Here is a 24,242-nt window from a genome sequence, read left to right as displayed (position 1 = left end):
CGCGGGGCGGGGCGGAATAGCGTTCGACAGCGTGACCCTGTAAGCTTCGAGACTGACCGGCCGGGATCCCGTATGGGCACCTGGCCAGCAAGTGGAGGCTCCACCGAGGAGGCCCGAGAGGGCAACCGCGAAAGTCTCCCACCTGGTCGGCCTCAGGGTCGACGGGTCCCGGTCCGCGACGGGCGCCTCTGGCGCCGAGTCGCCGCAGCGCCCCTCACCGGGCGTCGCCCCCGGTTGTGTGGAGCCCCGCTTGTACCGAGCGGGGCTTTTTTCGTGTGGCGGTGTACGTACCGGACAGCGCAGCACGAATGAAGCCCCGCCCAGTGGTCGAGTCCACTACGTGCGACCGCCGTCCGACGGCCGCATCGCAGAAGGTGCAACCGAGGAGGCCCCATCAGCACCGAGCCCCGCATCAACGACCGGATTCGCGTCCCCGAGGTGCGACTCGTCGGTCCCAGCGGCGAGCAGGTCGGCATCGTGCCGCTTGCCAAGGCGCTGGAGCTCGCGCAGGAGTACGACCTCGACCTGGTCGAGGTCGCGGCGACCGCCCGGCCGCCGGTGTGCAAGCTCATGGACTACGGCAAGTTCAAGTACGAGTCGGCCATGAAGGCCCGTGAGGCGCGCAAGAACCAGGCGCACACGGTCATCAAGGAGATGAAGCTCCGGCCGAAGATCGACCCGCACGACTATGACACCAAGAAGGGTCACGTCGTTCGGTTCCTCAAGCAGGGCGACAAGGTCAAGATCACGATCATGTTCCGCGGTCGTGAGCAGTCCCGCCCCGAGCTGGGCTTCCGTCTGCTTCAGCGGCTTGCCGACGACGTCCAGGACCTGGGCTTCGTGGAGTCCTCGCCCAAGCAGGACGGCCGCAACATGATCATGGTCCTTGGCCCGCACAAGAAGAAGACCGAGGCGATGGCCGAGGCCCGCGCCCTCGCGGACGCCCGCAAGGCCGAGCGTCAGGGCCGCGTCGCCGGCTCCGACGCCCCTGCGGACGCCGAGGAGGACGACGCCCTGGACGCTGCGATCGAGGCGGATGACGCCCTGGACGCCGCGGCCGAGGCGGACGACGCCGTGACCGAGGCGCAGGACGCCCCGGCCGAGGCGCCGGCCGACGAGGCCGACGCTCCGGTCGAGCAGCCGGCCGCCTCCCAGGGCGCCTGAGCCTTCACCGGCCAGGAGGCCCGGGAGACCGGCCCACAGGGTGACGGGGCGTCCCGCCCGGTCACCGCAGATCCATCCAGTTCGCGCCCGCGTGGCAGCAGCCGCGCGGGCGTGGACGGGACCGACGAGGAGATACGGCGAAATGCCGAAGCAGAAGACGCACAGTGGCGCCAGCAAGCGCTTCAAGATCAGTGGCTCTGGCAAGGTGCTGCGCGAGCGCGCCGGCCGCCGCCACCTCCTGGAGCGCAAGCCCTCGACGCTGACCCGCAAGCTGGCCGGGACCGTCGTGGCCGCCCCCGGTGACGCCAAGAAGATCAAGAAGCTTCTCGGCAAGTGATCGCCCTCCCGCCCGGTGCGAGCCGTCGGCGGGGCAGCTGATCCTTCCCGACCCATTCGAATGACGGACCACGTGAAGTAGTCCGTGGTCCAACCCAAGGAGTAATCAAGTGGCACGCGTCAAGCGGGCAGTCAACGCCCACAAGAAGCGCCGGGTCATCCTGGAGCGCGCCAGCGGCTACCGTGGCCAGCGCTCGCGCCTGTACCGCAAGGCCAAGGAGCAGGTCACCCACTCGCTGGTCTACAACTTCAACGACCGCAAGAAGCGCAAGGGCGACTTCCGTCAGCTGTGGATCCAGCGCATCAACGCTGCGGCCCGTGCCAACGGCATCACCTACAACCGCTTCGTGCAGGGCCTGAAGGCCGCCAGCGTCGAGATCGACCGCAAGATGCTGGCCGACCTGGCCGTCAACGACCCGGGTGCGTTCGCCTCCCTGGTCGAGGTCGCCCAGAAGGCGCTGCCGGCCGACGTGAACGCCCCGAAGGCCGCCGCGGACGCCGCCTGATCTTCCGAGATCGGTTGAGCTCTCACCGGACCCGCAGGCTCTCCTGCGGGTCCGGTTCTGCGTTCTTCCCTCCTCCTCCAGCCTCCGTCAGCTCCAGCCTCCGTCAGCGCCTCCAGAGAACCGAGACCATGCCGAGCACCGAGACCCCCCTGCTCACCTCCCTGCGCTCGCCGCGCGTCGTCGCCGCCCGCCGGCTCGCCAAGCGGAACCAGCGCACCAAGGAGCGCCGCTTCCTGGCCGAGGGCCCGCAGGCCGTCCGGGAGGCCGTCTCCTTCGGCCGGCTGCCGGGGACGGCCGAGCACGCCGTGGTCGAGGTGTACGTGGGCCTGGAGGCCGCCGAGCGGCACGCGGACATCGTCGAGGCCGTCCTGGCCGAGGGGCTGCCGGTGCTGACCGCCACCGACGAGGTGATCGCCGGGATCTGCGACACCGTGACCCCGCAGGGCATCGTGGCGCTCTGCCGCTTCATCGACACTCCGTTCGACGAGGTGCTCAAGGCCCGCCCCAAGCTGGTCGCGATCCTCGCCCACGTGCGCGACCCCGGGAACGCCGGGACGGTGCTGCGCACCGCCGACGCCGCCGGCGCGGACGCCGTGGTGCTCACCGACGCCTCGGTGGACCTCTACAACCCGAAGGCCGTCCGGGCCTCCGTGGGCAGCCTGTTCCACCTGCCGGTGGCGGTCGGCGTGCCGGTCGAGGAGGCCGTCGGCAGGCTGCGCGAGGCCGGTGTCAGGGTGCTCGCCGCGGACGGCGCGGGCGAGCGCGACCTGGACCGGGAGCTGGACGAGGGCACCCTGGGCGCGCCCGGCGCATGGGTGTTCGGCAACGAGGCGTGGGGGCTTCCGGAGGAGACCCGCGCGCTCGCCGACGAGGTCGTGCGCGTCCCGATCCACGGTCACGCCGAGAGCCTCAACCTGGCCACCGCGGCGGCCGTCTGCCTGTACGCCTCGGCGCGTGCGCAGCGTTCGCCCGGCGGCTGCCGCGCGCAGGCCTGACGTACCCGGGGAGGTCGCGGGTGCTCCGCGCCGACCCCGCCTCCGCCAGGCGGCGCACGCGCCCCGGCCGCCCCGGTCCGATCGGACAGGATCCACCCCGCAAGCCCTACTGCGGGCGCCTGGGAGGCGCTAGGGTCTGCCTCTGTGGGGGGAACGGCACGGTGGGTAATCGGGGAGGCAACCCATGGTCGGCAGCGGACCCGAGCTCGACCCGGACGACCTACCGGACGGCCTGGTGGTCGCCGACGCGCTGGGCCGGGTGGTCTGCTTCAACCGGGCCGCGGCCCGGCTCACCGGCGTGCTCCCGAAGGCCGCGCTCGGCGGCGCCCTGGAGGACGTCCTCCCGCTGGAGGACCTGGACGGCCGCCGCTGGTGGCAGCTGACCGACCCGTACGGCGGACTGGCCATCCGCACCCGCCAGCCGGAGCGCAACCTGCTGCTGCCCGGAGGGCGTGAGGTGCTGGTCTCCGCCCGGTACGTCCGCGGCGCGCCCGGCGGGCCGCTGGAGCGCCTGGTGATCGCCCTGCGCGGCACCGAGGCCCGGCGCCGCACCGAGCGCAGCCACGCCGAGCTCATCGCCACCGTGGCGCACGAGCTGCGCTCCCCGCTGACCAGCGTCAAGGGCTTCACGGCGACGCTGCTGGCCAAGTGGGAGCGGTTCACCGACGGGCAGAAGCGGCTGATGCTGGAGACCGTGGACGCCGACGCCGACCGGGTCACCCGGCTGATCGCCGAGCTGCTGGACATCTCCCGGATCGACGCGGGCCGGCTGGAACTGCGCAAGCAGGTGGTCGACCTGGCGGCGGCGGTGCGCCGGCACGTCGAGCGCAAGGTCGCCACCGGCATCCCCGAGGAGCGCTTCGACATCCGGATCGGCGAGCCGCTGACGGTGCTGTGGGCCGACCCGGACAAGGTCGACCAGGTGCTCGCCAACCTGCTGGAAAACGCGGTGCGGCACGGCGAGGGAACTGTCACGATCGAGGTGGCACCGGCCAAGGAGGTCGTCGAGGCGCCCCTCTGGGAGCGCAACGGCACCCCGCCCCGCATCGTGGAAGGCACAGCGGTCACCGTGAGCGACGAAGGCAGTGGCATCCCCGAGGACTCGATGCCGCGCGTCTTCACGCGCTTCTGGCGCGGCTCCAAGCGCGGTGGCACGGGCCTGGGCCTCTACATCGTCAAGGGCATCGTGGAGGCCCACGGCGGCTCGATCCGCGTCGACCGCGCGCCCGGTGGCGGCGCCCGGTTCCGATTTATCCTGCCCGCCGGCGTGCCCGACTTCATGCTCTGAAGGAGCATGAACGACAAGCAGAGCATGTTGTAGGTCGGGGCCGGGCGGGCTTCACGGCAGCCGCGCTACGCGCTGCGACTACACTCGACCTTTGGCGTTGCGCAACGCCCTGCGCGGCTGAGCCGCGGACACCACTCCCGTGAGCCTCCGGCGAACGGCGACCGGCTGCCCGTGCCCCGGCCCCGCCGGGCGTGACGTGAAGGCGACCCCACACCTGAGCACGGACGAGCAGGAGCACGGGAAAGATAGAGATGTCGGCACCCAACAAGTCGTACGACCCGGTCGAGGTCGAGGCACTCAAGCCCGAGGTGGTGGAGCAGGCGCGGGACGAGGCGATCGCCGCGTTCGCCGCCGCCGGCTCCCTGGACGAGCTGAAGCAGGCCAAGGTCGCCCACACCGGCGACCGCTCGGCGCTCTCGCTCGCCAACCGCGAGATCGGCGCCCTCCCCCCGCACGCCAAGGCCGCAGCGGGCAAGCTGATCGGCCAGGCCCGCGGGGCCGTCAACCAGGCCCTCGCCAAGCGGCAGGCCGAACTGGAGGCGGAGCGCGACGCCCGCGTGCTGGTCGAGGAGGCGGTGGACGTCACGCTGCCGTACGACCGCGCCCCGCGCGGCGCCCGGCACCCGCTGACCACCATGGCCGAGCGCATCGAGGACACCTTCGTCGCGATGGGCTACCAGGTGGCCGAGGGCCCCGAGGTCGAGGCCGAGTGGCTGAACTTCGACGCCCTCAACCTGGGCCCGGACCACCCGGCCCGCTCGATGCAGGACACCTTCTTCGTCCAGGCCCCGGACGGCTCCGCCGACTCCGGCGTGGTGCTGCGCACCCAGACCTCCCCGGTCCAGGCCCGCACCATGCTCGACCGCGAGCCCCCCGTCTACGTGGTCTGCCCGGGCCGGGTCTACCGGACGGACGAGCTGGACGCCACCCACACCCCGGTCTTCCGGCAGGTCGAGGGCCTCGCGGTGGACGAGGGCATCACCTTCGCCGACCTCAAGGGCACCATCGAGGTGCTGGTCGAGAAGCTGATCGGCGGCGGCCTGGAACTGCGCTGGCGCCCGTCCTACTTCCCGTTCACCGAGCCGAGCGCGGAGATCGACCTCCAGTGCTTCGTGTGCCGCGGTGCGAGCGTCGGCAACCCGGACCGGCCGTGCCGCACCTGCTCCTCCGAGGGCTGGATCGAGCTCGGCGGCTGCGGCGTGGTCAACCCACGGGTGCTGGTCGCCTGCGGTGTCGACCCCAACCGCTACAGCGGGTTCGCCTTCGGCCTGGGCCTGGAGCGGATCCTGATGAATCGTCACAACGTCGCCGACATGCGCGACATGGTCGAGGGTGACGTCCGCTTCACCCTCCCGTTCGGGATGGAGATCTGATGCGCGTCCCGCTTTCCTGGCTGCGCGAGTACGTCGACCTGCCGGCCGGTGAGACGGGCCGTGACGTCGCGGAGCGCCTGGTCAGGGCCGGCCTGGAGGTCGAGACCGTCGAGCAGCTCGGCACGGACCTCAAGGGCCCGCTGGTGGTCGGCGAGGTGCTCTCCATCGAGGAGCTGGCCGGCTTCAAGAAGCCGATCCGGCACTGCTTCGTCAACGTCGGCGACGCCAACGGCACCGGTGAGCCGCAGGAGATCGTCTGCGGCGCGACCAACTTCGCCGTCGGCGACAAGGTCGTGGTCGTGCTCCCGGGTGCGGTGCTGCCCGGCCCGTTCCCGATCGCGGCCCGCAAGACCTACGGCCACACCTCGGCCGGCATGATCTGCTCCGCCCGCGAGCTGGGCATGGGTGACGACCACGACGGCATCATCGTGCTCCCGCCGGAGTTCGAGCCCGGCACCGACGCCATCGAGCTGCTCCAGCTCGTCGACGAGGTGCTCGACATCGCCGTCACCCCGGACCGCGGCTACTGCCTGTCCATGCGCGGCGTGGCCCGCGAGGCCGCCGCCGCGTACGGGCTGCCGCTGGCCGACCCGGCGCTGCTCGACGTGCCGCCGGCGAACTCCTTCGGCTACCTGGTGAAGGTCAACGACCAGACCGGCTGCGACCGCTTCGTGGCCCGTACGGTCATCGGCGTCGACCCGAACGCCAAGTCCCCGATCTGGCTCCAGCGCAGGCTCCAGAAGTCGGGCATCCGGCCGATCTCGCTGACCGTCGACATCACCAACTACGTGATGCTGGAGGTCGGCCAGCCGCTGCACGCCTACGACAAGCAGCGGGTGGACGGCCCGATCACGGTCCGCCGGGCGGAGCAGGGCGAGACCCTCACCACCCTCGACGGCGTGGAGCGCAAGCTCTCCGCCGAGGACCTGCTGATCTGCGACAACAGCGGCCCGATCGGCCTGGCCGGCGTGATGGGCGGCGCCTCCACCGAGATCCTCGACCCGGCCGCCGGCCCGGGTACCACCGAGGTGATCATCGAGGCGGCGCACTTCGACGCGGTCGCCATCGCCCGCAGCGCCAAGCGGCACAAGCTGCCCTCCGAGGCGTCCAAGCGCTTCGAGCGCGGCGTCGACCCGGACGCCTCCCGCGCCGCCGCGCAGCGCGCCGTCGACCTGCTGGTCCTGATCGCCGGCGGCACCGCCGAGGCCGGGGTCACCGACATCGCGGCCCCGCACCCGGTGCGGACCATCACCATCGCCGCCGACCTGCCCGACCGGGTGGCCGGCACCGGGTACGGCCGCGAGACCGTCACCCGGCGTCTCCAGGAGATCGGCTGTTCGGTCTCCGGTGCCGACGTCCTGGAGGTCACCCCGCCGACCTGGCGTCCCGACCTCACCGACCCGTACGACCTCGCCGAGGAGGTCATCCGGCTGGAGGGCTACGACAACGTCCCCGCCCGGATGCCCGACGTGCCCCCGGGCAAGGGCCTGACCGAGGCCCAGCGGGTGAACCGCCGGATCGGCGTCGCGGTGGCCGGGGCCGGCTACGTCGAGGTCAACAACTACCCGTTCATCGGCGAGGCCGCCTTCGAGGCGCTCGGCCTGGAGGCGGACGACCGGCGCCGTCGCACGGTGAAGCTGGTCAACCCGCTGAACGACGAGGAGCCGGCGCTGCGCACCACGCTGCTGCCGGGCCTGCTCGGCGCGCTGCGCCGCAACGTCGGCCGGGGCAACACCGACCTGGCGGTCTTCGAGACCGGCACGGTCTTCCTGCCCAAGGACGAGCTGTCCGTGGCCCCGCGTCCGGCCGTCGACCACCGGCCCAGCGACGAGGAGCTCGCCGAGCTGGACGCCGCGCTGCCGGACCAGCCGCGCCGGATCGCCGTCGCCCTCGCGGGCGAGCGGCTGCCGTCGGGCTGGTGGGGCAAGGGCGCCCAGGCCTTCTGGGCGGACGCCGTCGAGGCGGCCCGTACGGTGGCCCGCGCGGCCGGCGTCGAGCTGACCGTCCGCCAGGGGCAGCTGGCTCCCTGGCACCCGGGCCGCTGCGCCGAGCTGCTGGTGGCCGGCACCGACCGGGTGGTCGGCCACGCCGGTGAGCTGCACCCGCGGGTGGTCAAGGCGCTCGGGCTGCCGGCCCGCACCGCCGCGATGGAGATCGACATCGACCTGCTCACCGCCGACGGCGCGGCCCGGGTCAACGGCCCGACCGTCTCCGGCTTCCCGGTGGCGACCCAGGACGTCGCGCTGATCGTCGACACCGCCGTCCCGGCCGCCGACGTCGAGGCCGCGCTGCGCTCCGGCGCGGGCGAACTGCTGGAGGCCATCCGGCTGTTCGACGTGTTCACCGGCGAGCAGGTCGGCGAGGGCAAGAAGTCGCTGGCCTACGCGCTGCGCTTCCGCGCGGTCGACCGCACCCTGACCGCCGACGAGGCCACCGCCGCCCGCGAGGCGGCCGTCGCCGAGGCCGTCGCCCGCACCGGCGCGGTGCTGCGCGGCGCCTGACGCGGCAGCGGCTGACGAAGGGCCCCGCCCCGGACCACGAGTCCGGGCCGGGGCCCTTCGTCTTTCCCGGGGTTGACGGATCATCAGTCCGTCGCTTATCTCTTTACCTATGGAAGTAGATAAAGAAGCGGACCAGCCCTCCCCGATCGAGTTCCGCCTGGACCCGGCCTCCGGCGTCCCGACCTACCTGCAACTCGTGCAGCAGGTCGAACAGGCGCTGCGGATGGGCTGGTTGACCGAGGGGGACCGGCTGCCCAGGGTGCGCGAGGCGGTGGCCGCACTGGCGATCAACCCGAACACGGTGCTCAAGGCGTACCGCGAGCTGGAGCACCGCGGCCTCGCGGTCGGCCGCCGGGGCCAGGGCACCTTCGTACGGGGCCTGCCGGCCGGGGTGGTGCCGCTGCGCGAACGGGCCGCGCTGCGCCGGGGGCTGCTGGACTGGATGCGCTCGGCGCGGACCGCCGGGCTGGACGAGGAGGGGATGGCCGCGGTGTTCGAGGACGCGCTGCGCGACCTGCGCGAGGGCCGGGACGGGGTGGTGGCCTGATGGCCGTGGACACGGTGATCGACTGTGCCGGGCTCGGCAAGCGCTACCGCCGCTCCTGGGCGCTGCGGGACTGCCGGCTCGCCGTGCCCGCCGGGCACGTGGTGGCCCTGGTCGGCCCGAACGGCGCCGGCAAGACCACGCTGCTCGGCCTCGCCGCGGGGCTGGCCCTGCCCAGCGAGGGCGCGCTGACCGTCCTCGGCGACCAGGCGCCCGGCTCGCCGCGCGCGTTGGACCGGATCGGCTTCGTCGCCCAGAACGCCGCACTCTATCCGGGCCTGCCCGTCCGCGACCTGCTGGCGATGGGGCGCCACCTCAACCGCCGCTGGGACGGGGGCCGGGCCCGCGCCCACCTGGAGGGCCTCGGCATTCCGCTGGACCGCAGGTACGGCCGCCTCTCCGGCGGGCAGCAGGCCCAGGTGTCGCTCGCCCTGGCCCTCGCCAAGCGCCCCGAACTCCTGCTGCTGGACGAGCCCCTGGCGGCCCTGGACCCGCTCGCCCGGCACGACTTCATGGCCGTGCTGCTGACCGCGGTGGCCGAGGACGGCATGTCGGTGGTGTTCTCCTCGCACGCCGTCAACGAGCTGGAGCAGAGCTGCGACTACCTGGTGGCGCTCGGCGCCGGCCGGGTCCAGGTGGCGGGGGAGGTGGACGACCTGCTGGGCGGCCACCGGATGCTCACCGGTCCCACCGCCGAGGCCGGCGAGGTCGCCGGGCGGCTGCCGGTGGTCCGCGACCGCCGCGCCGGTGCCCAGTCCCACCTGCTGGTCCGTACCGGCGGCGCGGACGCTCCGGTCTCCGGCTCCTGGCGCCAACAGCGTGTCGGGCTGGCGGAGTTGGTGCTCGCCTACCTGCGCGAGCCGGCCGCCTCCGCCCTCCCGGGACCGCGCGGAGCCGTCCCTCCGAACGAGAAGGTGCTGCTGCCGTGACGTCCCCGACCCTCGCGCCGTCCCGCTCCGCCGTGCTGCGGGCGGCCGGGCTGCGCCACCGGCCGGCGCTGGTGACCCTGCTGACGATGATGGCCGTGGTCTCGCTGGCGCTGCTGGCCCACGGCTGGTACCTGCACGACGGCCTGGAGCGCACGGGCGCGAACTCCTGTGACCCGGCCGCCGACGCCTGCACGGCCGCTTACAAGCAGTTCCTGCGCCAGTACGGCGACGGACTGCAGGAATTCGGAGCCGTGCTCTACGTCCTCGGCGGAGCCTTCGGGGCCTTCCTCGGAGGGCCGCTGCTGGCAAGGGAGTTCGAGCACGGCACGGTGCGCTTCGCCTGGACCCAGGGCGCCGGGCGGACCCGCTGGACGGTGGGCGGCCTGGTCGTGGGCGGCGCGGCGCTGACCGTCGTGGCGGCGTTGTTCGGACTGGTGCTGCGCTGGTGGAGCGAGCCGTTGACGCTCAGGGACGGGCGGTTCAGCCCGGAGGTCTTCGTACAGACGCCGCCGGTGCTGGTCGGCCGGGTGCTGGTGGCCTTCGGGGTCGCGGCGCTGGCCGGTGCGGTGCTGCGCCGGACGGTGGCCGCGGTGGGGGCCGGCCTGGCGGCCTCGGTCGCGCTGCCGTTCCTCGCCCACGCCGTGCGCGCCCACTACCTGCCTCCGCTGGAGGAGCCGAGGCACTCCATGGTGCCCATGGCGCTGGACGACCGCTGGGTGCTGAACGTCTGGTTCTCCGACCCGGCCGGGAACCGGATCCCCGGCGACGCGTTCTACGGCCTCGGGGACTTCGCCCGGCTCCAGGCCCTGGTGCGGGACGGCGGCTACACCGCCCACGAGGTGTACCAGCCGGCGGACCGGTTCTGGCCGTTCCAGTTCGTCGAGTCCGGCTGGACGGCGGCCCTGGGCGTGGCCGCGTGCGCGGGGGCGGTCTGGTGGGTGAGGCGCCGGGCGTACTGAGCCGCGCGACGGCGCGGGCCGGTCCGCGGCCCCAAGATCTCTTGAAGAGGTTCCGTCAAAACCCTTGCGGGAGCGCGGCCGAGGGCGTTTCCTTCTTCTTGTTAGGAAAGTTTCCTAACCCATCGAGGAATCGGAGCCGTTCCATGCGTTCGCAGCCCCGTCGTGCCCTCCGCATCGCCCTCGCCGCCGCCCTGGTGGCCGCCCCCCTGACCGTCGCGGCCACCACGGCGGCCCAGGCCGCCCCGTCGCCGGCCGCCGCCGCCGTCCGGCTGGCCGCGGCCGGGCTGGACGACCCGCACAAGAAGGACATCGCCATGCAGCTGGTGTCCAGCGCGGAGAACTCGTCGCTGGACTGGAAGGCCCAGTACAAGTACATCGAGGACATCAAGGACGGCCGGGGCTACACCGCCGGCATCATCGGCTTCTGTTCCGGCACCGGTGACATGCTGGAGCTGGTCCAGCACTACACCGACCTGAAGCCCGGCAACGTCCTGGCCAAGTACCTGCCGGCCCTGAAGAAGGTCAACGGCACCGACTCGCACGCCGGCCTCGGCTCCGCGTTCGAGAAGGACTGGGCCACCGCCGCCAAGGACACCGTCTTCCAGCAGGCCCAGAACGACGAGCGCGACCGGGTGTACTTCAACCCCGCCGTCAGCCAGGGCAAGAGCGACGGCCTGCGCGCGCTCGGCCAGTTCGCCTACTACGACGCCATCGTGATGCACGGCCCGGGCACCAGCTCGGACAGCTTCGGCGGCATCCGCGCCGCCGCGATGAAGAAGGCCAGGACGCCTGCCCAGGGCGGCGACGAGGCCACCTACCTGAAGGCCTTCCTGGACGCCCGCAAGGTGGTCATGAAGAAGGAGGAGGCCCACTCCGACACCAGCCGGGTCGACACCGAGCAGCTGGTCTTCCTCAACGCCAAGAACTTCGACCTCAACCCGCCGCTGAAGTGGAAGGTGTACGGCGACAGCTACACCATCAACAGCTGACGCCAGGTCAAAAACGGGGGCCCGGCGACCGGTTCACGGTCGCCGGGCCCCCGTGCCCGGAGGCGCCGCGGGCGTCAGGCGCTCGCGGTGTAGTCGTAGAAGCCGCGGCCGGACTTGCGGCCCAGCAGGCCCGCGTCGACCATCCGGGAGAGCAGCGGGGGAGCGGCGTACAGCGGCTCCTTGTACTCGTCGTACATCGACTCGGCGATCGAGACGATGGTGTCCAGGCCGATCAGGTCGCACAGCCGCAGCGGGCCCATCGGGTGGGCGCAGCCGGCCTCCATGCCCTTGTCGATGTCGGAGGCGGTGGCCACGCCCGACTCGAACATCCGCACCGCGGACAGCAGGTAGGGCACCAGCAGGGCGTTGACGACGAAGCCGGCCCGGTCGCGGGCGCGGATCGGCTCCTTGTCGAGCACCTGCGAGGCGAAGGCCTCGACCCGCTCGGTGGTGGTCGCCGAGGTGGTCAGGGTCGGGATGACCTCGACCAGCTTCTGGACCGGCGCCGGGTTGAAGAAGTGCAGGCCGATCACCTGCTCGGGGCGGGTGGTGGCGGCGGCCAGCTTCACGATCGGGATCGAGGAGGTGTTGGACGCGAGGATCGCGTCGCGGCGCTCGACCACCCGGTCCAGGGTCTCGAAGATCTTGACCTTGATGTCCGCGCGCTCGGCGACGGCCTCGACCACCAGGTCGCGGTCGGCGAAGTCGGACAGCTCGACGGTGAAGGACAGCCGGGCCAGCGCCTCGTCCCGCTGCTCCGGGGTCAGCTTGCCCCGCTTGACCGCGGTGTCCAGGGAGTTGGTCAGCCGGGTGCGGCCGAACTCCAGCGCCTCGCCACTGGCCTCCGCCACCAGGACGTCCAACCCGGCCCGGGCGAAGACCTCGGCGATGCCCGACCCCATCAGGCCGCAGCCGATCACTCCGACGCGCGCGATGTCACTCACTCAGTTGCCCTTCGGTGGAGCTGGGGGTCGCCCAGCTGCGGGGTGGCCCAGCGAGCCGCTGGACGACGGGGCCGGTGTGCCGGAACGGGTGCACCGGGCACCGCCCCGACGACGTTACTACTCCGTACCGGCCAGTAGGTCACCCCCTCCCCGGCGCGGTGCCAGTGTCAGGATTCCCCCGAACGAGTGAGGCGGCGGCCCCGGCTCCGTGTGCCGGAGCCGGCTCCGCCCGGCGGCCGACAGAATGCCGCAGACGGGGGCCGGGGGCGGAGGACGGCAGGGCCGGGGCGGAATCGGACAGGGCCGGGGACGGCGAAGGGAGCACGCGGTGTCGACGGGATCGCTCGTAGGACAGGTCGCCCTGATCACCGGCGCCGGCCGGGGCATCGGCCGGGAGATCGCCATCGGCCTGGCCGCCGAGGGGATGTCCGTCGGCCTGGTCGGACGCACCCACGAGACGCTGACCGACACCCTCAAGGAGTGCGTCAAGCGCGGCTCCCGGGGTGTCGCCGTGACCGCCGACGTGACCCGCCCCGGTTCGGTGCGCGAGGCGGTCCGGGTGGTCGAGCGCGACCTCGGGCCGACCGACCTGCTGGTCAACAACGCCGGCCTGGTCGACCGCGCCGAGGTGCCGCTCTGGGAGACCGACGCCAACCAGTGGTGGCAGGTGATCGAGACCAACCTGCGCGGCCCCTACAACCTGCTGCGCTGCGTGCTGCCCGGCATGGTCGCCCGGCGGCAGGGCCGGGTGGTCAACCTCAACTCCGGCTTCGCGCTGCGCCCGGACGGCAACTACACCGCGTACGCCACCTCCAAGGGCGCGCTGCTCCAGCTCTCCGACAACATGGCGGACTCACTCGCCCGCAACGGCATCGTCGTCCTCGACATCAGCCCCGGCGCGGTGGCCACCGACATGACCGCGGGGATGCCGATGTTCAGGGACGCCACCGCCTGGGGCTCCATTCCGTACATGGTCGCGGTCACGGTGGACGCCGCCCGGGGCCGCTTCGACGGGCTGCACGGGCGGTTCATCCACGCCGGACGGGACGACCTGGAGGAGCTGGTCAACCGGGCCGACGCGATCCGCGACTCGGACGCCCGTACCCTGCGGCTGCGCCCGTACAAGGACGACGACCCGATGGTCTGATCACCGGCTCACGCGCCCCCACACGTCCTCACGCGCAGAGCCGGCTGGCGGTCACCGGCTTGAGCCCGGCCTTCGCCAGGCCGTCCAGGATGGCGGGCAGCGCGTCCACCGTGCACTGGTGGCCCAGGTGCAGCGCCACCACCGAGCCGCCGCGCGCCGCGTTCAGCACCCGGCGCTGCAGCTCGGCGGCCGGGGGGTCGTTGTAGTCGCGCGGGTCGACGTCGAAGGACAGCACGTGCTCGTACCCGACCGCCCTGGCCTGCTCCCGCACCATCGGGGTGGCGTACTGCGCGGCGGAGGGCCGGAACCAGCGGCCGATCGAGCCGGTGAGCCGCTGGAGGCGCTCCGCGCACTGGGCGATCTCGGCGCGCGCCTGGTCCGGTGTCATGGCGGAGATGTTGAGGTGGTTCTGGGTGTGGTTGCCCAGCTCGTGGCCGCCGTCCAGGATCCGCCGGGCCATCTGCGGCTGCTGGTCGAGCCAGCTGCCGACGGCCATCACGGTCACGTTGACGCCGCGCTGCTCGGCGGCCTCCAGCAGCGCGGTGGCCAGCTTCGGGTCACCGCTGCCGTGGAAGGTGAGCGCCACGTTCCCGCCGGTGCGCGGCCCGTACGCGACCTCGACCGGGGTGCCGGGCGCGAGCGGCGGCAGCGCGGGCGGCGCCGGCGGGGTGGCGGGCTGGGCGGCGGCCGCCGTCGGCCCGTCGGCGGCCCGGGGCTCCGCCGAGGCGGTGGGCGTGGCGGAGGCAGGGCCCTCGCCGCCGTTCCAGGCCGGGTCGGTGGTGTGCTGCGGGTCCACGGTGCCGGGGTGCGCGGCGAGCGCCCCCGGGTCGGCCCGGCGGGGCGTTCCGGTGCCGCAGGAGGTGAGGAGGGCACCGGTGGCGGCGAGGGCGGCGAACCTGGCGGTGGTGCGCAGTACGGTGCGGCGGTCGGCAGTCATCGGCAGCCAGCATAGGGACGACGGCCCCGGCGGGCGATCCGGGAGGGGCGGCCGCTCCGGGCTTGACGTGCACACACCCCGTCACCGGGTGTTGCGTAAACCTGAACTCCCGCTGTTTCCACGGTGTGTCCTTGGATACGATCACCGCGCACCGCGTGGACGGGCGGTAGCCGAACGATTCCGGCATGGCGCATTGGGGGCGGACAGGATGTACGAGGACAGCGCGGCGATCGGCCGGACCGCGGACACCGAGTGGGGCTGGGCCAGAGCCGACGACTGGCGGCCGCCGAGCGAGCTGGACACCGGTGTCCCGCACACCGCCCGGATGTACGACTACTACCTCGGCGGCAAGGACAACTTCGAGGCCGACCGCAAGGCCGCCCAGGCCGCGATATCCGCCTACCCGGCGCTGCCCCTGATGGCCCGCACCAACCGCCAGTTCCTCGGCCGGGCCGTCGAGTTCGCGGCGAGCCGCGGCGTGCGCCAGTTCATCGACATCGGCACCGGCATCCCCGCGGTCGGCTCCACCAGCGAGGTCGCCCAGCGGGTCGCCCCGGACGCCCGGGTGGTGTACGTGGACAACGACCCGATCGTCGCCACCCACGCCCGCGCCCTGCTGGCGAGCCACCCGGCCGGGCACACCTCGGTGATCGAGGCCGATCTGCGCGACCCGGCCACGATCCTCGGCCACCCCGCGCTCGCCGGAGCCGTCGACCTCTCCCGGCCGGTCGCGCTGATGCTGGTCGCCGTCCTGCACTTCATCCGCGACGAGGAGGGGGCCCAGCGGATCGTCGGCACCCTGCGCGACGCGCTCGCCCCGGGCAGCGCGCTGATCCTCTCCCACGGCAGCCCGGACTTCGCCTCCCGTGAGAGCGCCGCCGAGGGCACCCGGATCTACAAGAGCGCGAGCGCCCCGCTCGTGCTGCGGTCGCGGGCCGGCGTCGAGCCCTTCTTCGGCGACTTCGAGTTCACCGGCCCCGGGCTCGTCCAGCTCCCGCTCTGGCGCCCCACCGCGGGCCACGTGCCCACCACCGAACTCCCCGAGGGCTGGCAGGACGTCTCGGCGTACGCCGGTGTCGCCTTCAAGAAGTAGCCCCTCCCGGCTCCGTCGGGCCGGTCCGGCACCCCCCTCCTGCGCCGGGACCGGCCCGTCGAAGCCTACGGACCCCCACTGACAAGCCGTCACCGGGCGGGCTACCCTCCGGCCGTGACCACCACCCTGCCGCCGCTGCCCCCCGATGTCGCCGGCCTGCTGCGGGCCGTCGACGCCCCGCCCCGACTGGTCGCCCACCTCGCGCTGGTGCACCAGGTGGCCGAGGAGATCGCCGACTTCTGCGCCCGCGAGGGCCTGGTCTTCGACGGCGGGGCGGTCCGGTACGGCGCCGCCACCCACGACATCGGCAAGACCGTCCACCCCGAGGAACTCTCCGCCCCCGGCTCCCGGCACGAGGCCGCCGGCCACGCCCTGCTGCTCTCCCACGGCGTGCCCGAGCACCTCGCCCGCTTCGCCCGCAGCCACGCGAGCTGGGGGGAACCCGGCGTCACCGTCGAGGAACTGCTGGTGAGCCTGGCCGACAAGGCCTGGAAGAACAAGCGCGTCCAGGATCTGGAGGACCGCGTGGTCGACCGGCTCGCCGCCGCCGGCGGGCGGGAGCGCTGGGAGGCCTTCCTCGCCCTGGACGACCTGCTCACCCGGATCGGCGAGGACGCCCCGCGGCGGCTCGCGGTCCAGGCCGCCCATCCGGTCCGCACCGGGTGAAATCGGCGCGACACGGCGGGCGGGCCGGTGCTAGTTTCCGCGGCATGGAACCCCTGGGTGAGAACGAGATCCGCGCGTCCTTCGTCAACTGCTCCAAGGGCGAGGCCCGCCGGCTCAACCTGCCCCGGGGGCTTGCCGAACTTCCGTGGGAGCAGTTGGACTTCCTCGGCTGGCGGGACCAGGGCGCGCCCGACCGGGCGTACCTGGTGGCGCCGTACGGGGGCGAGCTCGTCGGGGTGACGCTGCGCTCGCCGGTGATCCGGCGGAGCCTGACCAAGACCAACGTGTGCTCGCTGTGCATCACCGCGCACGCCGGGTCAGGGGTCGCGCTGCTCGCCGCCCGCAGGGCCGGGGCGGCCGGGCGCGAGGGCAACACGGTCGGCACGTACATCTGCGCCGACCTGGCCTGCTCGCTCTACGTGCGCGGGCTGAAGAAGTCCACCCTGGTCACCAGGCCCGACGAGTCGCTGCCGCTGGAGCAGCAGATCGACCGGACGGTGGGCAACCTCGGCGGCTTCCTCGCCAGGGTGCTCACCGCCACCACCGCCACCGCGTAACGGACCACCGCGTAACGGACCGCCGCCGTGTGACGGCTCGGCGTCGCGTGACGGGCCGGTGCCGCTCAGTGCCCGCGCAGCTGGTCCAGGTCGCGGCGCTCCCGCTTGGTGGGGCGCCCCGTCCCGCGGTCCCGTGTCCCGGCCGCCGCGACGAACTCGCGCGGCGGCCGCGGCGGGCTGTTGTCGGCCAGGCACTCCGCCGCGACCGAGGCGCCGACCCGCTTGCGGATCAGCTTCCGCACCACCACGACCCGCTCGTACCCCTCCTCGCGGACCCGGACCTCGTCCCCGGGCTTCAGCGCCTGGGCCGGCTTGGCCCGTTCGCCGTTCACCCGGACGTGCCCGGCCCGGCAGGCGGCGGCCGCCAGCGCCCGCGTCCTGACCAGCCGGACCGACCAGATCCAGCTGTCCACCCGCACGCTTCCCTCGTGTTCAGCCATTCCCGGAGCCTACCCAAGGACTCCTCGGGGACCACCCGAGGACTGCACGGCGGCCGGCGCCTCCTGGACCGCCCAGGCGTTCCCGTCCGGGTCGTTGAAGAACACGAAGTTGTTCCACGCCTCGCCGTGCCCGTTCACCCGGCCCCCCGCCACGAAGTGCTGGACCGGGCTGACCTGTACGCCCCGGGCCAGCAGTTCGGCGTGCGCCTTCTCGATGTCCGGCACCACCAGCTGGAGCCCCTTGACCGATCCGGGCGGAGCTTCGGTCATCCCGGTGCCCACGACGATCGAGCAGGGCGAGCCGGGGGGAGTCAGCTGGACCACCCGGTGGCCGTCCCGCAGCCGGGTGTCGTGGTCGACGGTGAACCCGGCCTGCTCCTCGTAGAAGAGCTTCGAGCGGTCGACGTCCGATACGGGGACCACCACGACTGCGAGTTTCCACTGCATCGCCCTCACCCCTCTCGGTCGGGCTCTTCCAGTATCCGTCCGTAACCGTCTCCCTGGGGTCGTCGGATAGCCTGAGAACACGATGAATCCGCAGACCACGCCCGCCGCGACCCCGCCGGACACCTCCCTGGCCACTCCCTGGGGCACCTTCGAGCTCACCCGTCACCCAGCGGATCCGCGCGAGCGGCTGCGGGCCTGGGACGCCGCCGACGAGTACCTGCTGCGCCACCTCGCCGGGGAGGCGGACAGCGCGGCCGGCGCCGCGACGGAGCTGGCCGGCCGCACGGTCGCCGTCCTCGGCGACCGCTGGGGCGCGCTGACCACCGCGCTCGCCGCGTACCGGCCGGTCCAGATCACCGACTCCCACCTCGGCCGCCTGGCCACCCTGGCCAACCTGGCCCGGGCCGGCGCCGCCGTCGACGAGTCCCGGCTGCTGACCACCAGGGACACCCCGCCGGAGCGGATCGACGTGCTGCTGGTGCGCGTTCCCAAGAGCCTGGCCCTGCTGGAGGATCAGCTGCACCGGCTCGCCCCGGCCGTCCACGCCGGCACCGTGGTGGTCGGCACCGGCATGACCACCGAGATCCACACCTCCACCCTCCGGCTCTTCGAGCGGATCCTCGGCCCGACCCGCACCTCGCTGGCCGTCCGCAAGGCCAGGCTGATCCTCTGCACCCCCGACCCGGCGCTCGACCCCGGCCCCAGTCCGTGGCCGACCCGCTACGCGCTGCCGTCGGACATCGGTCCGGTCTCCGGCCGTACGGTGGTCAACCACGCGGGCACCTTCTGCGCCGACCGGCTCGACATCGGCACCCGCTTCTTCCTCGCCCACCTGCCCGTCCCGGCCCCCGGTGCCCGGGTGGTGGACCTCGGCTGCGGCAACGGCGTGGTCGGTACGGCCGCCGCGCTGGCCGGGCCCGGTGCGGAGCTGGTGTTCGTGGACGAGTCGCACCAGGCGGTGGCCTCCGCCGAGGAGACCTTCCGCGCCAACCTGGGCCCGGACGCCCCGGCCGAGTTCGTGGCCGCCGACGCCCTGGCCGCGGACGTGACCGCCCCCGGCTCGGTGGACCTGGTGCTCAACAACCCGCCGTTCCACTCCCACCAGGCCACCACCGACGCCACCGCCTGGCGGATGTTCACCGACTCGAAGCGGGCGCTGCGGCCGGGCGGCGAACTCTGGGTGGTCGGCAACCGCCACCTCGGTTACCACGTCAAGCTACGCCGCCTCTTCGGCAACTGCCGAGTCGTCGCGGGGAACCCCAAGTTCGTGGTGCTGCGGGCCGTCAAGCGCTGACCGGTTGCACACCCCCGCCACGGCGGGGGTCAGGCGTCGACTCCTTGCATGAATTTTCCGTCACGCGTATATTCATGCCAAGACGAAGGAGGAACGCCATGGCATTGCGAGTCGCCGTCGCCGGCGCGAGCGGGTACGCGGGCGGTGAGGTACTGCGCCTGCTGCTCGGCCACCCCGAGGTGGAGATCGGGGCGCTGACCGGCGGCTCGAACGCGGGCACCAGACTGGGGCTGCTCCAGCCGCACCTGTTCCCGCTCGCCGACCGCGTCCTGGAAGCCACCACCACCGAGGTGCTGGCCGACCACGACGTGGTGTTCCTGGCGCTGCCGCACGGCCAGTCCGCCGCCGTCGCCGAGGAACTCGGCCCGAACGTCCTGGTGATCGACTGCGGCGCCGACTTCCGGCTCAAGGCCGCCGCCGACTGGGAGCAGTTCTACGGCTCCGCGCACGCCGGCACCTGGCCGTACGGCCTGCCCGAACTCCCCGGCCACCGTGCCGCGCTGAAGGGCAGCAACCGGATCGCCGTGCCCGGCTGCTACCCGACGGCCGTCTCCCTGGCACTGTTCCCCGCGTACGCCGCCGGGCTCGCCGAACCGGAGGCCGTGGTGGTCGCCGCCTCCGGCACCTCGGGCGCCGGCAAGGCCGCCAAGCCGCACCTGCTGGGCAGTGAGGTGATGGGCAGCGTCAGCCCGTACGGCGTCGGCGGCGTCCACCGGCACACCCCGGAGATGATGCAGAACCTCACCCCGCTCGCGGGCGAGCCGGTCTCCGTCTCCTTCACCCCCACTCTCGTCCCCATGCCGCGCGGCATCCTCGCCACCTGCTCGGCCAAGGCCAGGCCGGGCGTGACCGCGCAGAGCCTGCGCGCCGCGTACACCGAGGCGTTCGCCGACGAGCCCTTCGTCCACCTGCTGCCCGAGGGGCAGTGGCCGCAGACCAGCAGCGTCTACGGGGCCAACACCGCCCTGGTCCAGGTCGCCCTGGACGCCGCCGCCGGGCGGATCATCGCGATCAGCGCGATCGACAACCTGGTCAAGGGCACCGCCGGCGGTGCGGTGCAGAGCATGAACATCGCCCTCGGACTGCCCGAGGAGCTCGGCCTTCCCGTGAACGGAGTCGCACCGTGAGCAAGAGCACGAACGTCGGAGTGACCGCGGCCAAGGGCTTCCGCGCCGCCGGGGTGACCGCGGGCATCAAGGCCTCCGGCACCCCCGACCTCGCCCTGGTGGTCAACGACGGGCCCTCGCTCGCCGCGGCCGGCGTCTTCACCGCCAACCGGGTCAAGGCCGCGCCGGTGCTCTGGTCCGAGCAGGTCCTCAAGGGCGGCCGGGTCTCCGCCGTCGTCCTCAACTCCGGTGGGGCCAACGCCTGCACCGGCCCGCTGGGCTTCCAGGACACCCACGCCACCGCGGAGCGGGCCGCCGTGGACCTGGGGCTCAACGCGGGCGAGGTCGCCGTCGCCTCCACCGGTCTGATCGGCGTACGGCTGCCGATGGACATCCTGCTGCCCGGGGTCACCCTGGCCGCGGGCGAGCTGAGCGGGACCGGCGGCGAGGCCGCCGCGATCGCCATCAAGACCACCGACACCGTCCACAAGACCGCCCAGTACACCAGCCCGGCCGGCTGGACGGTCGGCGGCATGGCCAAGGGCGCGGGCATGCTCGCCCCGAGCCTCGCCACCATGCTGGTGGTGCTCACCACCGACGCCGACCTGGACAGCGCCGCCCTGGACACCGCGCTGCGCGGCGCCACCCGCACCACCTTCGACCGGATCGACTCCGACGGCTGCATGTCGACCAACGACACCGTGCTGCTGCTCGCCTCCGGCGCCACCGGCACCACCCCGGACGAGGCCGAGTTCGCCGAGGCCGTCCGCCAGGTGAGCGCCGACCTCGCCCGCCAGCTGATCGGCGACGCCGAGGGCGCCGGCAAGGACATCCGGATCGACGTCACCGGCGCCGCCACCGAGGACGAGGCGGTCGAGGTCGCCCGGACGATCAGCCGCAACAACCTGCTCAAGTGCGCCATCCACGGGGAGGACCCCAACTGGGGCCGGGTGCTGGCCGCCATCGGCACCACCTCCGCCGCGTTCGACCCGGACGAGCTGGACGTCGCGATCAACGGCGTCTGGGTCTGCAAGGCCGGCGGCGTGGGCGAGGACCGCGACCTGGTGGACATGGCCGGCCGGGAGGTCGTCATCAGCGCGAACCTCAACGCCGGTACGGCGAGCGCCTCGGTGTGGACCAACGACCTGACGGCCGACTACGTCCACGAGAACAGCGCCTACTCCACGTGATCCGGCCCGGTTCCAGCTGATCGGGCCTCATTCCACCTGATCCGGCCTGACTCCAGCTGATCCGGCCTACCCCACCCGATCCGACAAGGACACCGGAAACCGTGCAGATCGCACCCAAGGGCGAACAGGCCCGCAACAACACCGCGTTGCCCAAGGCCATGACGCTGATCGAGGCGCTGCCGTGGCTGGAGCGCTTCCACGGCAAGACCGTCGTGATCAAGTTCGGCGGCAACGCCATGGTGGACGACAGCCTCAAGGCCGCCTTCGCCCAGGACGTCGTCTTCCTGCGCTACGCCGGCCTGCACCCCGTCGTGGTGCACGGCGGCGGCCCGCAGATCAGCGCCCAACTCGACAAGCTGGGGCTGGAGTCGAGCTTCACCAACGGCCTGCGGGTCACCACCCCGGAGACCATGGACGTGGTCCGGATGGTGCTGGCCGGCCAGGTGCAGCGCGAGCTGGTCGGCCTGCTCAACGGGCACGGCCCGTTCGCGGTCGGCATGACCGGCGAGGACGCGCACACCATGACGGCGGTCAAGCGGTACGCGGTGGTGGACGGCGAGCAGGTCGACATCGGCCTGGTCGGGGACATCGTCAACATCGAGGCCGGCGCGGTGAAGGCGATGATCGCCGACGGCCGCATCCCGGTCATCTCCTCGATCGCCCGCGGCACCGACGGCCACGTCTACAACATCAACGCCGACACCGCGGCCGCCGCCATCGCGGTCGCGCTCGGCGCCGAGATGCTCGTCGTCCTCACCGACGTCGAGGGCCTCTACAAGGACTGGCCGGAGTCCGACGACGTGATCAGCCAGCTCACCGCGAGCGAGCTGGAGGAGCTGCTGCCCGGTCTGGCCAGCGGCATGCTCCCCAAGATGGAGGGCTGCCTGCGCGCCGTCCGCTCCGGCGTGGGCACCGCCCGCGTGCTGGACGGCCGGGTCCAGCACAGCCTGCTGCTGGAGATCTTCACCGACGAGGGCATCGGCACGATGGTCGTGCCGGACGACGAACCGACCGTGACCGGGGGACTGGCATGAACGGCGTGACCGCAGTGACGCACAACGAGCAGCTCGCCGAGCGGTGGCAGCACTCCTTCACCGACAACTACGGCACCCCCCGCGTCCCGCTGGTGCGCGGCGAGGGCAGCACGTTCTGGGACGCCGACGGCAAGGAGTACACCGACCTGCTCGGCGGCATCGCCGTCAATGCCCTCGGCACCGCCCACCCGGCGGTGGTCGAGGCCGTGACCCGGCAGATCGCCACCCTCGGCCACGTCTCCAACCTCTTCATGGCCGAGCCCACCATCGCCCTCGCCGAGCGGCTGCTGCGGCTGGACGGCCGGCCGGGCGGCCGGGTGTTCTTCTGCAACTCCGGCGCCGAGGCCAACGAGGCCGCCTTCAAGATCAGCCGGCTGACCGGCCGCACCCACCTGGTGGCCCTCCAGGGCGGCTTCCACGGCCGCACCATGGGCGCCCTCGCGCTGACCGGCCAGCCCGCCAAGCAGGACCCGTTCCGCCCGCTGCCCGGCGACGTCACCCACGTCCCGTTCGGTGACGTGGAGGCGTTGCGCGCGGCCGTCACCACCGAGACCGCCGCCGTCTTCCTGGAGCCCGTCCAGGGCGAGAACGGCGCGATCCCGCTGCCCGAGGGTTACCTGCGGGCGGCCCGCGAGATCACCCGGGCCACCGGCACCCTGCTGGTCCTGGACGAGATCCAGACCGGCATCGGCCGCACCGGCCACTGGTTCGCCCACCAGGCGGACGAGGGCGTCGAGCCGGACGTCGTCACCCTGGCCAAGGCGCTCGGCGGCGGCCTGCCGATCGGCGCGGTGCTGGCCTTCGGCCCGGCCGCCGACCTGTTCACCCCGGGCCGGCACGGCACCACCTTCGGCGGCAACCCGGTGGCCGCCGCGGCCGGGCTCGCGGTGCTGGACACCATCGAGTCCGAGGGCCTGCTGGAGCACGCCCGCAAGCTCGGCGAGCGGCTGCGCGACGGCGTCGAGGCGCTCGGCGACCCGCTGGTCTCGCACGTGCGCGGGGCGGGTCTGCTGCTCGGCGTCGTGCTCACCGAGCCGGTCGCGGCCGAGGTCCAGGCCGCCGCGCAGGAGGCGGGCTTCCTGGTCAACGCGGCCGTCCCGGACGCCGTCCGGCTGGCCCCGCCGCTGGTGCTGACCGAGCAGGAGGCGGACGCGTTCCTGGCCGCGCTGCCGGGCATCCTCCGGGCGGTGCGCGAAGGCGCCCCGGCCGATGCGAGTTGACCGTTCTCCGGGAGAATAATCACATGACCGCATCCCACTCCGGCCCGTCCGTCACCGGCCCGACGCCGCAGGTCCCGCAGACCCGCACGGCGCGCCACCGGCGGATCGTGGACCTGCTCACCCGCCAGCCCGTGCGTTCGCAGAGCCAGCTCGCCAAGCTGCTCGCCGACGACGGCCTGGTGGTCACCCAGGCCACCCTCTCCCGGGACCTGGACGAGCTGGGCGCGGTCAAGATCCGCAACCGGGACGGCGCGCTGATCTACGCGGTCCCGGCCGAGGGCGGCGACCGCACGCCGCGGGCGCCGATGGGGGAGTCGGCCAGCGAGGGCCGGATGGCCCGGCTGGCCGGCGAACTCATGGTCTCCGCGACGGCCTCGGGCAACCTGGTGGTGCTGCGCACCCCGCCCGGCGCCGCCCAGTTCCTGGCCTCGGCGATCGACCAGGCCGAGGTGTTCGAGATCATCGGCACCATCGCCGGCGACGACACCGTGCTGCTGATCAGCCGTGATCCGGCCGGCGGCCAGGCGCTCGCCGATCACCTCATGCAACTGGCCCAGGCCAAGGCCCAGTAGGGCCTTCCCCG

At 73.0% G+C, this 24,242-nt stretch carries 25 protein-coding genes; 21 read left to right on the top strand and 4 right to left on the bottom strand.

Annotated elements, in window-relative coordinates; genetic code table 11:
* The first annotated feature begins 393 nt into the window (after positions 1 to 393).
* The 11 genes from infC (at position 394) to ACZ7C5_RS08510 (ending at position 11,584) form a co-directional block, all read left to right on the top strand.
* Positions 394 to 1,164, top strand: a complete 771-nt coding sequence (gene infC / locus ACZ7C5_RS08560) for a translation initiation factor IF-3 (protein ID WP_401087746.1) — start codon at positions 394 to 396, stop codon at positions 1,162 to 1,164.
* A gap of 142 nt (positions 1,165 to 1,306) precedes the next feature.
* Positions 1,307 to 1,501 carry a 50S ribosomal protein L35 gene (rpmI, locus tag ACZ7C5_RS08555; protein ID WP_188299331.1) on the top strand — a complete coding sequence of 65 codons (195 nt, stop codon included), beginning with the start codon at positions 1,307 to 1,309 and terminating at the stop codon, positions 1,499 to 1,501.
* A gap of 109 nt (positions 1,502 to 1,610) precedes the next feature.
* Positions 1,611 to 2,006 carry a 50S ribosomal protein L20 gene (gene rplT, locus ACZ7C5_RS08550; RefSeq protein WP_030055649.1) on the top strand — a complete coding sequence of 132 codons (396 nt, stop codon included), beginning with the start codon at positions 1,611 to 1,613 and terminating at the stop codon, positions 2,004 to 2,006.
* 128 nt (positions 2,007 to 2,134) lie between these two features.
* Positions 2,135 to 3,001, top strand: a complete 867-nt coding sequence (locus ACZ7C5_RS08545) for a TrmH family RNA methyltransferase (protein ID WP_401087580.1) — start codon at positions 2,135 to 2,137, stop codon at positions 2,999 to 3,001.
* 184 nt (positions 3,002 to 3,185) lie between these two features.
* The gene (locus ACZ7C5_RS08540; RefSeq protein ID WP_401087578.1) at positions 3,186 to 4,289 is read left to right on the top strand and encodes a sensor histidine kinase; all 1,104 of its coding nucleotides are present in this window, start codon (positions 3,186 to 3,188) and stop codon (positions 4,287 to 4,289) included.
* A 251-nt stretch (positions 4,290 to 4,540) separates the two neighbouring features.
* On the top strand, positions 4,541 to 5,662 hold the full coding sequence (gene pheS, locus ACZ7C5_RS08535) for a phenylalanine--tRNA ligase subunit alpha (RefSeq protein WP_188299334.1): 1,122 nt from the start codon (positions 4,541 to 4,543) through the stop codon (positions 5,660 to 5,662).
* On the top strand, positions 5,662 to 8,163 hold the full coding sequence (gene pheT, locus ACZ7C5_RS08530; RefSeq protein ID WP_401087577.1) for a phenylalanine--tRNA ligase subunit beta: 2,502 nt from the start codon (positions 5,662 to 5,664) through the stop codon (positions 8,161 to 8,163). The genes pheS and pheT overlap by 1 nt, the downstream gene beginning before the upstream one ends.
* 109 nt (positions 8,164 to 8,272) lie before the next feature.
* A complete protein-coding gene (locus ACZ7C5_RS08525; RefSeq protein ID WP_401087575.1) occupies positions 8,273 to 8,710 on the top strand; it encodes a GntR family transcriptional regulator in 438 nt (145 codons plus the stop codon).
* Positions 8,710 to 9,636: an ATP-binding cassette domain-containing protein gene (locus tag ACZ7C5_RS08520; protein WP_401087573.1), complete on the top strand. Its 927-nt coding sequence runs from the start codon at positions 8,710 to 8,712 to the stop codon at positions 9,634 to 9,636. Before ACZ7C5_RS08525 ends, ACZ7C5_RS08520 begins: the two co-directional genes overlap by 1 nt.
* Entirely contained in the window at positions 9,633 to 10,595 is a 963-nt protein-coding gene (locus ACZ7C5_RS08515) for a hypothetical protein (protein WP_470322281.1), read from the top strand. The genes ACZ7C5_RS08520 and ACZ7C5_RS08515 overlap by 4 nt, the downstream gene beginning before the upstream one ends.
* 143 nt (positions 10,596 to 10,738) lie before the next feature.
* Positions 10,739 to 11,584 (top strand): chitosanase, encoded by an 846-nt coding sequence (locus ACZ7C5_RS08510; protein WP_470322280.1) that lies wholly within the window; start codon positions 10,739 to 10,741, stop codon positions 11,582 to 11,584.
* 74 nt (positions 11,585 to 11,658) lie between these two features.
* Here ACZ7C5_RS08510 and ACZ7C5_RS08505 read toward each other — a convergent pair whose 3' ends face one another.
* Positions 11,659 to 12,528: a 3-hydroxybutyryl-CoA dehydrogenase gene (locus ACZ7C5_RS08505; protein WP_188299340.1), complete on the bottom strand. Its 870-nt coding sequence runs from the start codon at positions 12,526 to 12,528 to the stop codon at positions 11,659 to 11,661.
* 328 nt (positions 12,529 to 12,856) lie between these two features.
* Between ACZ7C5_RS08505 and ACZ7C5_RS08500 the strand changes: the two genes are divergently transcribed.
* A complete protein-coding gene (locus ACZ7C5_RS08500) occupies positions 12,857 to 13,675 on the top strand; it encodes an SDR family NAD(P)-dependent oxidoreductase (RefSeq protein WP_188299341.1) in 819 nt (272 codons plus the stop codon).
* A gap of 28 nt (positions 13,676 to 13,703) precedes the next feature.
* Here the strand turns inward: ACZ7C5_RS08500 and ACZ7C5_RS08495 are convergent, their stop codons facing one another.
* Positions 13,704 to 14,612, bottom strand: coding sequence for a polysaccharide deacetylase family protein (locus ACZ7C5_RS08495; protein ID WP_401087567.1), 909 nt, complete (start codon positions 14,610 to 14,612; stop codon positions 13,704 to 13,706).
* A 208-nt stretch (positions 14,613 to 14,820) separates the two neighbouring features.
* Here ACZ7C5_RS08495 and ACZ7C5_RS08490 point away from each other — a divergent pair, with 208 nt between their 5' ends.
* From ACZ7C5_RS08490 to ACZ7C5_RS08480, 3 genes are all read left to right on the top strand, one after another.
* Positions 14,821 to 15,705, top strand: a complete 885-nt coding sequence (locus ACZ7C5_RS08490; RefSeq protein WP_401087566.1) for an SAM-dependent methyltransferase — start codon at positions 14,821 to 14,823, stop codon at positions 15,703 to 15,705.
* A gap of 114 nt (positions 15,706 to 15,819) precedes the next feature.
* Positions 15,820 to 16,371 carry an HDIG domain-containing metalloprotein gene (locus ACZ7C5_RS08485; RefSeq protein WP_470322279.1) on the top strand — a complete coding sequence of 184 codons (552 nt, stop codon included), beginning with the start codon at positions 15,820 to 15,822 and terminating at the stop codon, positions 16,369 to 16,371.
* 44 nt (positions 16,372 to 16,415) lie between these two features.
* Complete coding sequence (locus ACZ7C5_RS08480) at positions 16,416 to 16,928, top strand: FBP domain-containing protein (RefSeq protein WP_401087562.1); 513 nt, start codon at positions 16,416 to 16,418, stop codon at positions 16,926 to 16,928.
* 65 nt (positions 16,929 to 16,993) lie between these two features.
* Here the strand turns inward: ACZ7C5_RS08480 and ACZ7C5_RS08475 are convergent, their stop codons facing one another.
* Together ACZ7C5_RS08475 and ACZ7C5_RS08470 are read right to left on the bottom strand one after the other, a co-directional pair.
* Positions 16,994 to 17,368 carry an RNA-binding S4 domain-containing protein gene (locus tag ACZ7C5_RS08475; RefSeq protein ID WP_401087560.1) on the bottom strand — a complete coding sequence of 125 codons (375 nt, stop codon included), beginning with the start codon at positions 17,366 to 17,368 and terminating at the stop codon, positions 16,994 to 16,996.
* Positions 17,369 to 17,377: 9 nt separating this feature from the next.
* Complete coding sequence (locus tag ACZ7C5_RS08470; protein WP_401087559.1) at positions 17,378 to 17,815, bottom strand: VOC family protein; 438 nt, start codon at positions 17,813 to 17,815, stop codon at positions 17,378 to 17,380.
* Between the two features lie 127 nt (positions 17,816 to 17,942).
* Here ACZ7C5_RS08470 and ACZ7C5_RS08465 point away from each other — a divergent pair, with 127 nt between their 5' ends.
* The 6 genes from ACZ7C5_RS08465 (at position 17,943) to ACZ7C5_RS08440 (ending at position 24,231) form a co-directional block, all read left to right on the top strand.
* Entirely contained in the window at positions 17,943 to 19,109 is a 1,167-nt protein-coding gene (locus tag ACZ7C5_RS08465; protein WP_470322319.1) for a methyltransferase, read from the top strand.
* Positions 19,110 to 19,207: 98 nt separating this feature from the next.
* Positions 19,208 to 20,236, top strand: a complete 1,029-nt coding sequence (gene argC, locus ACZ7C5_RS08460; protein ID WP_188299348.1) for an N-acetyl-gamma-glutamyl-phosphate reductase — start codon at positions 19,208 to 19,210, stop codon at positions 20,234 to 20,236.
* On the top strand, positions 20,233 to 21,405 hold the full coding sequence (argJ, locus tag ACZ7C5_RS08455) for a bifunctional glutamate N-acetyltransferase/amino-acid acetyltransferase ArgJ (RefSeq protein ID WP_470322278.1): 1,173 nt from the start codon (positions 20,233 to 20,235) through the stop codon (positions 21,403 to 21,405). The genes argC and argJ overlap by 4 nt, the downstream gene beginning before the upstream one ends.
* A 158-nt stretch (positions 21,406 to 21,563) precedes the next feature.
* Positions 21,564 to 22,439 carry an acetylglutamate kinase gene (gene argB / locus ACZ7C5_RS08450; RefSeq protein WP_401087742.1) on the top strand — a complete coding sequence of 292 codons (876 nt, stop codon included), beginning with the start codon at positions 21,564 to 21,566 and terminating at the stop codon, positions 22,437 to 22,439.
* Positions 22,436 to 23,659: an acetylornithine transaminase gene (locus ACZ7C5_RS08445; protein ID WP_401087556.1), complete on the top strand. Its 1,224-nt coding sequence runs from the start codon at positions 22,436 to 22,438 to the stop codon at positions 23,657 to 23,659. The genes argB and ACZ7C5_RS08445 overlap by 4 nt, the downstream gene beginning before the upstream one ends.
* Positions 23,660 to 23,682: 23 nt before the next feature.
* The gene (locus ACZ7C5_RS08440) at positions 23,683 to 24,231 is read left to right on the top strand and encodes an arginine repressor (protein WP_188299350.1); all 549 of its coding nucleotides are present in this window, start codon (positions 23,683 to 23,685) and stop codon (positions 24,229 to 24,231) included.
* The last annotated feature ends 11 nt before the right edge of the window (positions 24,232 to 24,242 follow it).

This window comes from Kitasatospora sp. NPDC036993 (assembly GCF_055607525.1).
This window is presented reverse-complemented; position numbering and strand designations above follow the sequence as displayed.

Coding starts and splice junctions, on each gene's coding strand:
- argB (WP_401087742.1), top strand. CDS start 21,564: ATGACGCTGATCGAGGCGCTGCCGTGGCTGGAGCGCTTCCACGGCAAG.
- ACZ7C5_RS08510 (WP_470322280.1), top strand. CDS start 10,739: ATGCGTTCGCAGCCCCGTCGTGCCCTCCGCATCGCCCTCGCCGCCGCC.
- ACZ7C5_RS08470 (WP_401087559.1), bottom strand. CDS start 17,815: ATGCAGTGGAAACTCGCAGTCGTGGTGGTCCCCGTATCGGACGTCGAC.
- ACZ7C5_RS08480 (WP_401087562.1), top strand. CDS start 16,416: ATGGAACCCCTGGGTGAGAACGAGATCCGCGCGTCCTTCGTCAACTGC.
- ACZ7C5_RS08445 (WP_401087556.1), top strand. CDS start 22,436: ATGAACGGCGTGACCGCAGTGACGCACAACGAGCAGCTCGCCGAGCGG.
- ACZ7C5_RS08440 (WP_188299350.1), top strand. CDS start 23,683: ATGACCGCATCCCACTCCGGCCCGTCCGTCACCGGCCCGACGCCGCAG.
- ACZ7C5_RS08525 (WP_401087575.1), top strand. CDS start 8,273: ATGGAAGTAGATAAAGAAGCGGACCAGCCCTCCCCGATCGAGTTCCGC.
- ACZ7C5_RS08540 (WP_401087578.1), top strand. CDS start 3,186: ATGGTCGGCAGCGGACCCGAGCTCGACCCGGACGACCTACCGGACGGC.
- pheT (WP_401087577.1), top strand. CDS start 5,662: ATGCGCGTCCCGCTTTCCTGGCTGCGCGAGTACGTCGACCTGCCGGCC.
- ACZ7C5_RS08545 (WP_401087580.1), top strand. CDS start 2,135: ATGCCGAGCACCGAGACCCCCCTGCTCACCTCCCTGCGCTCGCCGCGC.
- ACZ7C5_RS08475 (WP_401087560.1), bottom strand. CDS start 17,368: ATGGCTGAACACGAGGGAAGCGTGCGGGTGGACAGCTGGATCTGGTCG.
- ACZ7C5_RS08490 (WP_401087566.1), top strand. CDS start 14,821: ATGTACGAGGACAGCGCGGCGATCGGCCGGACCGCGGACACCGAGTGG.
- ACZ7C5_RS08520 (WP_401087573.1), top strand. CDS start 8,710: ATGGCCGTGGACACGGTGATCGACTGTGCCGGGCTCGGCAAGCGCTAC.
- ACZ7C5_RS08495 (WP_401087567.1), bottom strand. CDS start 14,612: ATGACTGCCGACCGCCGCACCGTACTGCGCACCACCGCCAGGTTCGCC.
- rpmI (WP_188299331.1), top strand. CDS start 1,307: ATGCCGAAGCAGAAGACGCACAGTGGCGCCAGCAAGCGCTTCAAGATC.
- argC (WP_188299348.1), top strand. CDS start 19,208: ATGGCATTGCGAGTCGCCGTCGCCGGCGCGAGCGGGTACGCGGGCGGT.
- pheS (WP_188299334.1), top strand. CDS start 4,541: ATGTCGGCACCCAACAAGTCGTACGACCCGGTCGAGGTCGAGGCACTC.